10 protein-coding genes and 1 other RNA gene are annotated in these 14,616 nt (G+C 39.1%); 7 read left to right on the top strand and 4 right to left on the bottom strand.

The genetic code is table 11. The features are described 5' to 3' along the window. Positions 1–18: 18 nt before the first annotated feature. Positions 19–1,080, bottom strand: coding sequence for a DNA polymerase IV (gene dinB, locus HMPREF2805_RS07875; protein WP_075232063.1), 1,062 nt, complete (start codon positions 1,078–1,080; stop codon positions 19–21). 236 nt (positions 1,081–1,316) lie between these two features. Between dinB and pflB the strand changes: the two genes are divergently transcribed. Next, entirely contained in the window at positions 1,317–3,632 is a 2,316-nt protein-coding gene (gene pflB, locus HMPREF2805_RS07880) for a formate C-acetyltransferase (RefSeq protein ID WP_049527379.1), read from the top strand. Positions 3,633–4,036: 404 nt separating this feature from the next. Beyond that, entirely contained in the window at positions 4,037–6,148 is a 2,112-nt protein-coding gene (locus tag HMPREF2805_RS07885) for an AAA family ATPase (protein ID WP_075232064.1), read from the top strand. Between the two features lie 56 nt (positions 6,149–6,204). On the opposite strand, the gene HMPREF2805_RS07890 is transcribed toward HMPREF2805_RS07885, so the two are convergent. Further along, positions 6,205–6,687, bottom strand: a complete 483-nt coding sequence (locus HMPREF2805_RS07890; protein ID WP_000032544.1) for an S-ribosylhomocysteine lyase — start codon at positions 6,685–6,687, stop codon at positions 6,205–6,207. A 202-nt stretch (positions 6,688–6,889) separates the two neighbouring features. On the opposite strand from HMPREF2805_RS07890, the gene HMPREF2805_RS07895 reads away from it, so the two are divergent. Continuing rightward, positions 6,890–8,872 carry a peptide ABC transporter substrate-binding protein gene (locus HMPREF2805_RS07895; protein WP_075232065.1) on the top strand — a complete coding sequence of 661 codons (1,983 nt, stop codon included), beginning with the start codon at positions 6,890–6,892 and terminating at the stop codon, positions 8,870–8,872. Positions 8,873–9,221: 349 nt separating this feature from the next. Here HMPREF2805_RS07895 and pbp1a read toward each other — a convergent pair whose 3' ends face one another. Beyond that, positions 9,222–11,384 (bottom strand): penicillin-binding protein PBP1A, encoded by a 2,163-nt coding sequence (gene pbp1a / locus HMPREF2805_RS07900; RefSeq protein WP_075232066.1) that lies wholly within the window; start codon positions 11,382–11,384, stop codon positions 9,222–9,224. Then, positions 11,381–11,977 (bottom strand): Holliday junction resolvase RecU, encoded by a 597-nt coding sequence (gene recU, locus HMPREF2805_RS07905; protein WP_075232067.1) that lies wholly within the window; start codon positions 11,975–11,977, stop codon positions 11,381–11,383. The genes pbp1a and recU overlap by 4 nt, the downstream gene beginning before the upstream one ends. A 67-nt stretch (positions 11,978–12,044) precedes the next feature. Between recU and HMPREF2805_RS07910 the strand changes: the two genes are divergently transcribed. From HMPREF2805_RS07910 to HMPREF2805_RS07925, 4 genes are all read left to right on the top strand, one after another. Beyond that, positions 12,045–12,572, top strand: coding sequence for an SLOG family protein (locus HMPREF2805_RS07910; protein ID WP_075232068.1), 528 nt, complete (start codon positions 12,045–12,047; stop codon positions 12,570–12,572). Positions 12,573–12,641: 69 nt separating this feature from the next. Continuing rightward, complete coding sequence (gene gpsB / locus HMPREF2805_RS07915) at positions 12,642–12,971, top strand: cell division regulator GpsB (protein WP_075232069.1); 330 nt, start codon at positions 12,642–12,644, stop codon at positions 12,969–12,971. An 18-nt stretch (positions 12,972–12,989) separates the two neighbouring features. Further along, positions 12,990–13,370: RNase P RNA component class B (gene rnpB, locus HMPREF2805_RS07920), an RNA gene on the top strand. A gap of 81 nt (positions 13,371–13,451) precedes the next feature. Further along, positions 13,452–14,609 carry a THUMP domain-containing class I SAM-dependent RNA methyltransferase gene (locus HMPREF2805_RS07925; RefSeq protein WP_075232070.1) on the top strand — a complete coding sequence of 386 codons (1,158 nt, stop codon included), beginning with the start codon at positions 13,452–13,454 and terminating at the stop codon, positions 14,607–14,609. Positions 14,610–14,616: the final 7 nt, after the last annotated feature.

The following is a 14,616-nucleotide window of genomic DNA, read 5'->3' on the forward strand; positions in this document are numbered from 1 at the left end:
GAAGCTTCCTTCAAGGTTTTAAAATCCAGTTACAGTGACACCCAATAAGCGAACGTCTTTATCTTTATCTGTCAGAGATTCGTAAAGTTGGATAGCCATTTGTGAAATAGTTTCAGCATCTTGGATCTTTTGAGATAAGCTTTTCCGCTTAGTCATTGTAGAGAAGTCAGCATAGCGGATTTTTAAAATAATAATCTTTCCAGATTTTTCATGTTTTTGAAGACTCAGGGCAACTCTTTCCGAAAGGAGAGTTAGCTCTTTTTTGATATCCTCTTCTAGATTGAGAATTTTACTATAAGTTTTTTCTTTTCCAATAGATTTACGAATGCGATTGGATTTGACGGGAGAATTATCAATTCCACGAGCCTTGCGATACAAGTCAAAACCGAGTCGACCAAAACGATCAATGAGACTAATTTCAGAAATTTTTAAAAGATCAGCACCTGTAAATACCCCCATTTGATGCAATTTCTCAACTGTTTTCTTACCTACACCGTGGAATTTAGCGATATCCATTTGTTTGAGAAAATCTTCAGCTTCATCAGGGAGAATAACTGTCAGGCCTCGAGGTTTTTGGTAATCGCTGGCTATTTTAGCTAAGAATTTATTATAAGACACACCAGCAGAAGCGGTCAAATGAAGTTCTTGCCAGATATCATTTTGAATCAAGCGAGCTATTTTGACTGCTGACTTGATATCCAGTTTGTTTTCAGTAACATCAAGATAGGCTTCATCAATACTCATGGGTTCAATGATGTCTGTATAGCGTCTGAAAATAGCACGAATTTGCTGACCAACTGCCAGATATTTGTCGTAGTTTCCAGAAATGAAAACTGCTTGAGGGCAACGTTCATAGGCTTCTTTAGAACTCATGGCTGAGTGGATGCCAAATGCTCGTGCTTCATAGCTACAGGTAGAAACAACACCGCGACCACCAGTTTTTCTAGGGTCACTGCCAATCACAACTGGCTTCCCTTTAAGTTTGGGATTGTCTCGAATTTCAACAGCAGCAAAAAAGGCATCCATGTCAATATGGATGATTTTACGAGATAAATCATTCATTAGTGGAAAAATCAACATGGAGAAACCTCTCAGTGCTAGTTTGTTTAATTTTATTATACTCTTTTTCTGAAAAAATGAAAATCAAATAATCTCTTTCAAAAATATAATACAGTTTGTGATATATTTTGAACTGTATTAGAAAAGAAAGTATTAAAAAAGTGAGTTTTTAGTTGTTGAAATCGTTTACTGTGTGTTATACTGAATACATGAATGTAACAGATGGCTGTTACTAGAAAGAAAAAAGAGGAATTAACATGGTTGTTAAGACAGTTGTTGAAGCACAGGACATTTTTGACAAAGCCTGGGAAGGCTTTAAAGGTGTTGACTGGAAAGAAAAAGCAAGTGTATCACGCTTTGTACAAGCAAACTACACTCCTTATGATGGAGATGAAAGCTTCCTTGCAGGACCAACAGAACGTTCACTCCACATCAAAAAAATCGTAGAAGAAACTAAAGCACACTACGAAGAAACTCGTTTCCCAATGGACACTCGTCCAACTTCTATTGCTGATATTCCTGCTGGATTTATCGACAAAGAAAACGAATTGATTTATGGTATCCAAAACGATGAACTCTTCAAATTGAACTTCATGCCAAAAGGTGGTATCCGTATGGCTGAAACTACTTTGAAAGAAAATGGATACGAACCAGATCCAGCTGTTCACGAAATCTTCACTAAATACGTAACAACTGTTAATGACGGTATCTTCCGTGCTTACACTTCAAATATCCGTCGCGCTCGTCACGCACACACTGTAACTGGTCTTCCAGATGCATACTCCCGTGGACGTATCATCGGTGTTTACGCACGTCTTGCTCTTTACGGTGCAGATTACTTGATGCAAGAAAAAGTAAACGACTGGAACTCAATCGAAGAAATCGATGAAGAAACAATCCGTCTTCGTGAAGAAATCAACCTTCAATACCAAGCATTGCAACAAGTTGTTCGCTTGGGTGACCTTTATGGAGTTGACGTTCGCAAACCAGCGATGAACGTTAAAGAAGCAATCCAATGGGTTAACATCGCCTTTATGGCTGTCTGCCGTGTTATCAACGGTGCGGCTACATCTCTTGGACGTGTGCCAATCGTATTGGATATCTTTGCAGAACGTGACCTTGCTCGTGGTACATTTACTGAATCAGAAATCCAAGAATTTGTTGATGATTTCGTTATGAAACTTCGTACAGTTAAATTTGCTCGTACAAAAGCTTATGACCAATTGTACTCAGGTGACCCAACCTTCATCACAACTTCTATGGCTGGTATGGGTAACGACGGTCGTCACCGTGTTACTAAGATGGACTACCGTTTCTTGAACACTCTTGATAACATCGGTAACTCTCCAGAACCAAACTTGACAGTTCTTTGGACTGACAAATTGCCATACAACTTCCGTCGCTACTGTATGCACATGAGCCACAAACACTCTTCAATCCAATATGAAGGTGTTACAACAATGGCTAAAGATGGATATGGTGAAATGAGCTGTATCTCATGTTGTGTATCTCCACTTGACCCAGAAAATGAAGAACAACGTCACAACATCCAGTACTTCGGTGCTCGCGTTAACGTTCTTAAAGCTCTTCTTACTGGTTTGAACGGTGGTTACGACGATGTTCATAAAGACTACAAAGTATTTGACATCGAACCAATCCGTGACGAAGTCCTTGAATTCGAATCAGTTAAAGCAAACTTTGAAAAATCTCTTGACTGGTTGACTGACACTTACGTAGATGCTTTGAACATCATCCACTACATGACTGATAAGTACAACTACGAAGCTGTTCAAATGGCCTTCTTGCCAACTAAACAACGTGCTAATATGGGATTCGGTATCTGTGGATTTGCTAACACTGTTGACACATTGTCAGCTATCAAGTACGCTACAGTTAAACCAATCCGTGACGAAAATGGCTACATCTACGATTACGAAACAATCGGTGAATACCCACGTTGGGGTGAAGATGACCCACGTTCAAACGAATTGGCAGAATGGTTGATCGAAGCTTACACAACTCGTCTACGTAGTCACAAACTTTACAAAGACGCAGAAGCTACAGTATCACTTTTGACAATCACATCTAACGTTGCTTACTCTAAACAAACTGGTAACTCACCAGTCCACAAAGGTGTATACCTCAACGAAGATGGTTCTGTGAACTTGTCTAAACTTGAATTCTTCTCACCAGGTGCTAACCCATCTAACAAAGCTAAAGGTGGATGGTTGCAAAACTTGAACTCACTTGCTAGCCTTGACTTTGGTTATGCAGCTGACGGTATCTCATTGACAACTCAAGTTTCACCTCGCGCTCTTGGTAAAACTCGTGACGAACAAGTTGATAACTTGGTAACAATCCTTGATGGTTACTTTGAAAACGGTGGACAACACGTTAACTTGAACGTTATGGACTTGAACGATGTTTACGAAAAGATCATGTCAGGTGAAGACGTTATCGTACGTATCTCAGGATACTGTGTAAATACTAAGTACCTCACTCCAGAACAAAAAACTGAATTGACACAACGTGTCTTCCACGAAGTTCTTTCAATGGATGATGCATTGAGCTAAGATTCATAATAGTAAATCAAAAACCAGTCACTCTGACTGGTTTTTTTGTTATAAAAATTTTTTTAAAAAATAATAGTCAATTTTAGTCAAATATCTTGACTATTACTGACTAAAGTGATAAACTAAGAACATAAGGATAAGGAAATCCTTAGAAAACCTTGATTTTAAGGTGATTATGTATTTCATCTTAAGATCAAAGTATGGGTAAAACCTAGAAAAGAGGTGCAACCTATGTTTAACATTAGCATTTTTAGAAGTCCAATCGCAAAACCTGTATTGGATAAAGAAAAACCTGAAATTATACGTAGAGTAGCTATTAGCTAGTCTAAATTTTTTAAAACAAAGGTCAAAGAAAGTCAAATTATTTTGACTAAGTAAATTTGAAAACAAACGAGGTATGAAATATGAATAACAACTTTAACAACTTTAATAACTTTAACAACATGGATGATTTATTTAACCAATTGATGGGCGGTATGCGTGGATATAGTTCTGAAAATCGTCGTTACTTGATTAACAGTCGTGAAGTAACTCCAGAAGAATTCGCTATTTACCGTCAAACTGGTCAATTCCCAAATGAAGGAAGTGACCAAGCACAGTATGTTCAAGGTAAAGCTATGAAACAAGATGGTATTCTTGCAAAACTTGGACGTAACTTAACAGCTGAAGCTCGTGAAGGAAAGTTGGATCCGGTTATTGGACGTAATAAGGAAATCCAAGAAACATCTGAAATTCTTTCTCGTCGTACTAAGAACAACCCAGTTCTTGTAGGTGATGCTGGTGTCGGTAAAACAGCCGTAGTTGAAGGTTTGGCCCAAGCTATCGTGAACGGTGACGTTCCTGCAGCAATCAAGAACAAAGAGATCATTTCTATTGATATTTCTGGACTTGAAGCTGGTACTCAATACCGTGGAAGTTTTGAAGAAAACATTCAAAATTTGGTAAATGAGGTCAAAGAAGCTGGAAATATTATCCTTTTCTTCGACGAAATCCATCAAATCCTGGGTGCAGGTAGCACAGGAGATGGTCAAGGATCTAAAGGTCTTGCGGATATCTTGAAACCAGCTCTTTCACGTGGTGAATTGACAGTGATTGGGGCAACAACTCAAGATGAATATCGCAACACTATTTTGAAAAATGCTGCTCTTGCTCGTCGTTTCAACGAAGTAAAAGTTAATGCTCCATCTGCTGAAGATACCTTCAAGATTCTCCAAGGGATCCGTGATCTATATCAACAACACCATAATGTTATCTTGCCAGATGAAGTGCTGAAAGCTGCTGTTGATTATTCTGTTCAATATATTCCACAACGTAGCTTTCCAGATAAGGCTATCGACCTAGTCGATGTCACAGCTGCTCACTTGGCAGCACAACACCCAGTGACAGATGTGCATGCTGTGGAACATGAAATTGAAGAAGAAAAAGCTAAACAAGAAGCTGCAGCTGCTAAAGAGGATTATGAAGCGGCATTAAATGCAAAAATTCGTATTGAAGAACTTGAAAAGAAAATTGCCAACCATACAGAAGATCACAAGGTTACAGCTACTGTAAATGATGTAGCTGAGTCTGTCGAACGGATGACTGGAATCCCAGTATCACAAATGGGTGCAACCGATATCGAACGATTGAAAGATATGGGTCACCGTTTGCAAACCAAAGTTATTGGCCAAGACAAGGCTGTTGAAGCAGTAGCAAAAGCGATTCGTCGTAACCGTGCTGGTTTTGATGAAGGAAACCGTCCAATCGGTAGCTTCCTCTTTGTAGGTCCTACTGGTGTTGGTAAGACTGAGTTAGCTAAACAATTGGCTCTTGATATGTTTGGTACTAAAGATGCCATCATCCGTTTGGACATGTCAGAATATAGCGACCGTACAGCCGTATCTAAATTGATTGGTACAACTGCAGGTTATGTTGGTTACGATGATAACAACAATACCTTGACTGAACGTGTTCGTCGTAATCCATACTCAATCGTTCTTCTTGACGAGATTGAAAAGGCGGATCCTCAAGTCATCACCCTTCTCCTCCAAGTTTTGGACGATGGTCGTTTGACAGATGGTCAAGGTAACACTGTCAACTTCAAGAATACGGTGATTATCGCAACTTCAAACGCTGGATTTGGTTATGAAGCGAACTTGACAGAAGACGCGGACAAACCAGAACTCATGGATCGTTTGAAACCTTACTTCCGTCCAGAATTCCTCAATCGCTTCAACGCTGTGATTGAATTCTCACACTTGAGCAAGGAAGACCTTTCTAAGATTGTAGATTTGATGTTGGTTGATGTCAATAAGACACTTGCTAAGAAAGAGATCGACTTGACAGTGAGCGATGCAGCCAAAGAATATATGACCGAAGAAGGTTACGATGAAGTCATGGGTGTTCGCCCACTCCGTCGTGTAGTTGAACAACAAATTCGTGACAAAGTCACAGACTTCCACTTGGATAACCTTGATGCTAAACACCTAGAAGCTGACATGGAAGATGGTGTTTTGGTCATTCGTGAAAAAGCCTAAATCAAGATTTTGAAAATAAAAAAAAGGAACCAGTTGAAAAAACTGGTTCTTTTATGTTAAATGACATGACGTTCAAAGGCATCGTCTGAGATTCCTTGTTCAAGGATCAATTTTGCCCATTCCTTAGCTGAAAATAGGCTATGATCCTTGTAGTTACCACAAGATTCAATGGTTGTTCCTGGGACATCTTCCCAAGTTGTTGTTTCAGCGATTTCTTTGAGTGAATCCTTGATGACAGCAGCGATTTCTGCGCTAGTATGACGTCCCCACATAATCATATGGAAACCTGTACGACAGCCAAATGGTGAACAATCAATCATCCCGTCAATGCGAGTACGGATGAGTTTGGCCAAGAGGTGCTCTATCGTATGAAGACCAGCAGTAGGGATTGAGTCTTCGTTTGGTTGAACCAAGCGAATATCAAAGTTAGAAATGATATCTCCCTTAGGACCTGTTTCTTCTCCGATTAAACGGACATACGGTGCTTTAACAATGGTGTGATCGAGTTCAAAACTTTCAACAATAACTTCTTTTGACATGGTATTTCCTTTCAACTTTCTTCTTTCATTATATCATAAAGATTTGTTTGAGAACTGTCAATAAAAGAACTTTTTCTCAGATGGTTTTTTTAAAAGTTTCTCATAAAAATGTTTTTAAATCAATTTGAAAAATTCTGAAAATTGTATTGACACTTGGCTGAAAAGGGATTATAATGTATAAAAAGTCATAAAGGAGTTTATTATGAAATTTTCAAAAGTAATGGCCCTAGCAGGGGTGACTCTGTTAGCGTCTGGTGTTTTGGCAGCTTGTTCAGGTTCAGGCTCTAGTGCAAAGGGTGAGAAAACTTTTTCTTATGTTTATGAAACAGATCCAGATAGTCTCAACTATTTGACAACTGGTAAGGCTGCGGTTGCTAATATCACAAGTAATGTCGTTGATGGTTTGATGGAGAATGACCGCTACGGTAACTTCGTGCCATCTTTGGCAGAAGATTGGTCAGTGTCTAAAGACGGGTTGACTTACACTTACACAATCCGTAAAGATGCTAAGTGGTACACTTCTGAAGGCGAAGAGTATGCACCAGTTAAAGCGCAAGACTTTGTAACAGGTCTTAAGTATGCTGCTGACAATAAGTCAGAAGCCCTTTATCTTGTTCAAGAATCTATTAAAGGTTTGGATGCTTATGTAAAAGGTGAAGTTAAAGACTTCTCAGAAGTTGGAATCAAGGCTGTAGATGATCAAACAGTTCAATACACTTTGAACAAACCAGAAAGCTTCTGGAACTCTAAGACAACCATGGGAATTCTTGCACCAGTCAATGAAGAATTCCTTACTTCTAAAGGAAGTGACTTTGCTAAAGCAACAGATCCAAGCAGTATTCTTTACAACGGTCCTTTCTTGTTGAAATCATTGGTAGCAAAATCTTCAGTAGAATTTGAAAAGAATCCAAACTACTGGGATAAGGACAATGTTCATATTGATAAAGTAAAACTTTCATTCTGGGATGGTCAAGACAATAACAAACTTGCAGAAACCTTTAAAGATGGTGGTTTCTCAATGGCCCTTCTCTTCCCAACAAGTGGAAGCTACTCTGAACTTGAAAAAGAGTTTAAGGATAACATCGTTTATACAACACAAGATTCTACAACTTTCTTAGTCGGTACGAATATTGACCGTCAGTCTTACAAATATACTTCTAAGACTACAGACGAGCAAAAGACTTCAACTAAGAAAGCTCTTCTTAACAAAGACTTCCGTCAAGCCATCGCCTTTGGTTTTGATAGAACAGCTTATGCTTCTCAAGTTAATGGAGCAAGTGGAGCAAGCAAACTCCTTCGTAACTTGTTCGTACCACCAACATTTGTTCAAGCAGATGGTAAAAACTTTGGTGACTTAGTTAAGGAAAAATTAGTGACCTATGGTGATGAGTGGAAAGATGTTAATCTAGAAGACGCTCAAGACGGTCTTTACAATCCTGAAAAAGCAAAAGCAGAGTTTGCTAAGGCTAAGACAGCTCTCCAAGCGGAGGGTGTTCAATTCCCAATCCACTTGGATATGCCAGTTGACCAAACCAATACTACAAAAGTTCAACGTGTTCAATCATTGAAACAATCGCTTGAAGCAACATTAGGAACTGACAATGTTGTTATTGATATCCAACAACTTCAAAAAGATGAAGTCTTAAATGTTACCTACTTTGCTGAAACAGCTGCCGGTGAAGATTGGGACCTTTCAGATAACGTTGGTTGGTCTCCGGACTACATCGACCCATCTACTTACCTTGATATCATCAAACCATCAGTAGGTGAAAATACTAAGACTTACCTAGGATTTGATTCAGGCACAAATAACGCTGCTGCCAAACAAGTTGGTTTGGAAGATTACGAAAAGATGGTTGTTGAAGCTGGCAATGAAGACACTGACGTTTCAAAACGTTATGATAAATATGCTGCTGCCCAAGCTTGGTTGACAGATAGTGCATTGATTATTCCAACAACTTCTAAAACTGGACGTCCAATGTTGTCTAAGATGGTGCCATTCACACTTCCATTTGCTTACTCAGGTAACAAGGGAACAAGTGAAGCACTCTTGTACAAATACCTTGACCTTCAAGATAAGCCAGTAACTGCTGATGAATATCAAAAAGCTCAAGATAAATGGAAGAAAGAAAAAGAAGAATCTAATAAAAAAGCGCAAGAAGATCTTGCAAAACATGTAAAATAAGAAAAAGAGGCCGGACAAAAGTCTGGCCTTTTGATACCCTTCCTGAGACTTTAGTTTAGCATGTTGATTATTGGTTTAATCCCTGCATTGAAGTAGTAGATTAGACTTTCTAAGTCACGCTTTAGTATTACATAAAAGTAAGATATCTTTTATCTATAATTTTAAACAGCTTTCCCGACTATTTGATTTGTGTTGGGGATAAGGTTGCGATTGACATAACTTTGACAGTTTTTAATCTGTTAAGTTATTTCGCTTCCTATTTTAAAAAGTTTGGCTTTATAAAAATTAAGATTCCACCATAAAAAACTGCATACAAAAAACTGAGAATAAATCCTCAGTTTTTTATATTTTATTGTTGCCCTTGTGTATTTTGTGGGGCTTGATTTTGTTGTTGACTATTTGTAGTTGTGTTTGGTACTGAGGCATTTGGATTGGTAGCGCCATTCGTATTATCATTCGAAGAGCTTGGACTTTCAGTTGTTGAAGTTGTACTTGAACTTGAGCTCTCTGTTGTCGAACTTGCTTGAGTTGACTGTGGAATCCAGTTGTTACGAGCACCGTTCTTAAAGACGTATTCGCCGTTGCGATACAAACCTTCAGGCATTGTCCAATCACCAGGATGATCATCCTCTGACAGATATCCCATCATTGAGCGGTAGATATTTGCAGCGACTCTAAATCCATCTCCTACGATTGGAGTAAGACGGTTTGAGTAACCAGTCCAAACGGCCATTGAATACTTACGAGTATATCCTACGAACATTTCGTCTGGAGCAACATACCCAGTGTTCTTAATGTAGTTCTCAATTTCATTGTCTGTATAGTTTGAAGTACCAGTTTTCCCAGCTTGTGGAAGCCATGACATGTAGGCTCCACGACCAGTTCCGTATGTTAATACGGTTTTCATCATTTCTGTCATCATGTAGGCGGTTGTTTCCTTCATGGCGCGAGTACCTTGGTCTGAAAACTCTTTTGAACTGCCATCACTAAAGACAACTTTATTGATATACATTGGTTTGTGATAGATACCGCCGTTAGCAAAGGCAGCATAGGCAGCAGCCATTTTTTCACTACTTGCTCCGTACTGTTTATGAGATTCAACTGTATTACTTGAGATAGCATTTGCGTATACCATTGATGGGTAATCAATTCCTAAACCATTCAAGAAGGTCTTAGCATGGTCTAATCCAACTTTTTCAAGTGTTTTAACGGCTGGTACGTTACGAGATTGTTGAATTGCGTACTGGAGAGTGATATTTCCAAAGTAGGTTTTATCCCAGTTATAGACAGGAATGTCTGTTCCAGGATAGTTATAAGGGGCATCATTAATCGTTGCTGCAGTAGAGTCGAAGATTCCGTACTCAAGTGCAGGAGCGTAGTCTGTGATTGGTTTCATAGTAGAACCCCAGTCACGGTTTGTTTCGACGGCTTGGTTGATACCGAATGAAACATTACTTGATTGGTGTCTAGAACCAAGTTGAGCGATGACTTTACCATTTGTAACATCAACGATAGTAGAAGCAGCTTGAAGGTCATCATCTGGATAGTCAACGTATTCGTCTGTATTGTAAATATCCCAAAGGCGTTTTTGTACCTCTTGGTCGACGTTTGTATAGACTTCCATACCTGTTGTTAATAGATTATAACCTGTCTCTTGCTCCACTTGGTCAATAACCTCTTTAAGATAGTTATCCATGTACTGTGGATAGCTATTAACAGATTTTAGGCTTTGAAGTCCATCTGTGATTGGAGTATTGATGGCTGTTTCATATTGCTCGGCTGTAAGGTAGCCTTGCTTTTGCATTTCTGACAAAACGAGGTTTCGTCTTTCAAGGGCTGCTTCAGGATGAGAATAGGGATCGTATTGGTTGGGAGCCTGTGGCATACCTGCTAAGAGTGCTAGCTGAGGGATGGACAAGTCTTTGAGGTCCTTACCATAATAGTTTTCCGCAGCTGTCTGCATACCATAGTTACCATTTGACATGTAGACCTTATTGACGTAATAGGTCAATATTTCTTGCTTAGTTGCAGTTCGCTCTAGCTGGATAGCCAACCAAGCCTCTTGAACTTTACGGGATAGAGTTTGATCAGCTGTTGATGTTGAGAAATAAGTCAGCTTAATCAACTGCTGGGTCAAGGTTGATCCCCCTTGAAGACCACCATTACTACTGAGGTTACGTAGGAAAGCTCCTGCTATTCGAATGCTATCAATTCCTCTGTGGTTAAAGAAGCGATGATCCTCGATAGAGACAATCGCATTGACAAGATCAGTAGGAATGTCACTACTTTGAGCATTGACACGACGTTCAGCACCTAAATCTGCGATGAGTTCATTTTTGCTATCATAAATTTTACTTGATGTAGTTGCAACAAGTTTGCTTTCAGAGAGTTCAGGAGCCTTGTTTGCATAGTGAAGAAATACACCACCGCCAAGTAGGAAAGCTACGATAAATAAGCTAATCGTAACAATGCTGAGGTATTTAACGATGCGCAAGATAGTTTGTTTGTTCATATTGTTTTACCACCTAGTAAATGTTGTTTGACTGTATCAAGGTAAGGAATTTGTGGAAAAGCAGACTGCTCAATCACATAACCGAATTCTTTGATATAGTCAAGCGGCATTGACTTTTTCCCCATATCCTGATGATAAAAACGGATGAGGTCAAGTGCCGGCAATAAATACGTTTCTTGATAAGAAGAAAAATGAAGAAGGATAAAGCAAATTCCTTTTTGTTCAAGGACTTGTTCCATATGCCGAATCTGATGAGGATGGAAGTTCTTCATCGGAATGGCATGTTTTTGCTTAGTTTCCTTAGCTTCGAAATCGATGTAAAACCCTTCATAAACTCCAGAATAATCGGTAGTCGATGCTTGTCTAAAATAAGCTTCAACAATCTTAGCACGACTACGCTGAGGATAGTCTACGCGGACAATCTGAACAGGAGTTGGTTTCTTATGGATAACAGCTAAACCGTGTGTCAGATAATAATCGTTTGTAGCATTGATCATCTTTTCAAAGGTCATCCCACGATTTGCGAAATTTTTAATTTGTGAGGTGACTTCTTGTTTTTTTTTCGATGAAAGTTTATGAGGATAGTTGACCATAATTCTCCTTATTGGTACAATAACATCACTCTATTATACCATAAAAGTGCACAGAAAGGGTGAAAAAATGCATACAGCCTTGGTTTTAGGCTATTCTAGCTTTGATTTAGGATTGTTTAATGACAAAGATATTCGTTTAAAAATTATTAAAAAAGCTATTCGTAGAGATTTGGAAAAAATGGCAGACGAAGGGTTGAAATGGTTGGTATTTACGGGAACTCTGGGATTTGAACACTGGGTTTTAGAGATAGCCAGAGATATGAAAGGTGACTTTGGTTTCCAACTTGCGACTATCTTTGATTTCGAAACTCATGGGGAAAACTGGAATGAGGGGAATCAGGTCAAACTGAGTGAATTTAAACAAGTTGATTTTGTTAAGTACGCCTATCCAAACTATGAACACAAGGGTCAATTACGAGACTATCAACTTTTCTTACTTGAAAATACAGATGGAGCCTATCTTTTTTATGATGAAGAAAATGAAACAAAACTGAAGTATTTTTACGAACTGATGAAAAAGAAAGACAACTATATTACAAAAAGATTAACATTTGAGGAATTAAACGAAGTAGCTGAAAATTTTTCCGAAAATTGAGCCTTTGACCTTGCTTTTTGTTTGCCTTTTTTTATATAATAATACTAGCAACTGAGAATGGAGAGAGACATGGCAAGTATTATTTTTACAGCAAAAGATATTTTTGAACAGGACTTTGGAAGAGAAGTACGTGGATATAGTAAAGCAGAGGTTGATGGATTTTTGGATGATGTCATCAAGGATTATGAAACTTATGCAACATTAGTGAAGTCACTCCGTTCAGAAATCGCGGAGCTTAAAGAGGAATTGGCTAAAAAACCTCAAGTGACATCAGCAACTTCTGAACCAGCAGATCATGGAAGTACGACTTCTATGACAAACTTTGATATTTTGAAACGTTTGAATCGTCTTGAAAAAGAAGTATTTGGCAAACAAATCTTGGATAATTCTGATTTCTAAGAATACTTCTGTTGTGCAATTTTTGGATAATCGCGTGAAGAGAATTTCTTTTCATGAGGAAAGTCCATGCTAGCACAGGCTGTGATGCCTGTAGTGTTTGTGCTAGGCGAAACCATAAGCCTAGGGACGAGAAATCGTTACGGCAGTTGAAATGGCTAAGTCTTAGGATATGTCAGAGTAGACTTGAAAGTGCCACAGTGACGGAGTCTCTCTGGAAACAGAGAGAGTGGAACGCGGTAAACCCCTCAAGCTAGCAACCCAAATTTTGGTCGGGGCATGGAGTGCGCGGAAACGAACGTAGTACTCTGACTGCTAGCAGCTAGAGCTGCTAGTGGTAGACAGATGATTATCGAAGGAAGTGGTCCTAGTCACTTCTGGAACAAAACATGGCTTATAGAAAATTGCATATAGGTTGGGGCTGAGATATATTCTCAACCTCATTTTTTAAAGTGAATAAAGAAAGGTCTATAAAAGACTGAAATGAAAACAACATTTAATTTAATTGCGACTGCTGCGGCGGGTTTGGAAGCTGTAGTTGGGCGTGAAGTAAGAGATTTGGGCTACGATTGTCAGGTTGAAAACGGTCGTGTCCGTTTTCAAGGTGATGTGAAAGCAATCATCCAAACTAACCTGTGGCTAAGAGCTGCAGATAGAATCAAAATCGTCGTGGGAACTTTTCCTGCAAAAACATTTGAAGAACTCTTTCAAGGTGTTTTTGCTCTAGATTGGGAGAACTATCTCTCGCTTGGAGCTCGTTTCCCAATTGCCAAGGCTAAGTGTGTCAAGTCAAAATTACACAATGAGCCAAGTGTGCAGGCAATTTCTAAGAAGGCAGTTGTTAAGAAACTACAAAAACACTATGCCCGACCAGAAGGTGTTCCCCTGATGGAGAATGGTCCAGAGTTCAAGATTGAAGTTTCCATTTTGAAAGATGTAGCGACTGTTATGATTGATACAACTGGGTCAAGTCTCTTTAAACGTGGTTACCGTACTGAAAAAGGTGGAGCTCCGATCAAAGAGAATATGGCAGCTGCGATTTTGCAACTGTCAAACTGGTACCCTGATAAGCCTTTGATCGATCCAACCTGTGGTTCGGGAACATTCTGTATTGAGGCGGCTATGATTGCGCGCAAGATGGCACCAGGTTTGCGTCGTTCATTTGCCTTTGAAGAGTGGAACTGGGTTAGTGACCGCTTGATTCAAGAAGTCAGAACTGAGGCAAGTAAGCAGATAGATCGAGAGATTGAACTGGATATTATGGGATGTGATATCGATGGTCGTATGGTAGAAATTGCTAAGGCCAATGCCCAGGCTGCAGGAGTATCTGGAGATATTCTCTTTAAGCAGATGCGTGTACAGGATTTGCGTTCCGATAAGATCAATGGAGTCATTATCTCTAACCCACCATATGGTGAACGTCTGTCAGATGATGCAGGAGTAACTAAACTTTATGCTGAAATGGGTGAGGTTTTTGAGCCTCTCAAGACGTGGAGTAAGTTTATCCTGACTAGTGACGAAGCCTTTGAAAGCAAATATGGTAGTCAGGCGGACAAAAAACGAAAACTCTACAATGGTACTTTGAAAGTTGATTTATATCAATATTTTGGTCAACGTGTCAAAAGAAATTTGACAGATTAGAAAGGAG

Origin of the sequence: Streptococcus sp. HMSC034E03, assembly GCF_001811505.1 — a bacterium.
Taxonomy (GTDB): domain Bacteria; phylum Bacillota; class Bacilli; order Lactobacillales; family Streptococcaceae; genus Streptococcus.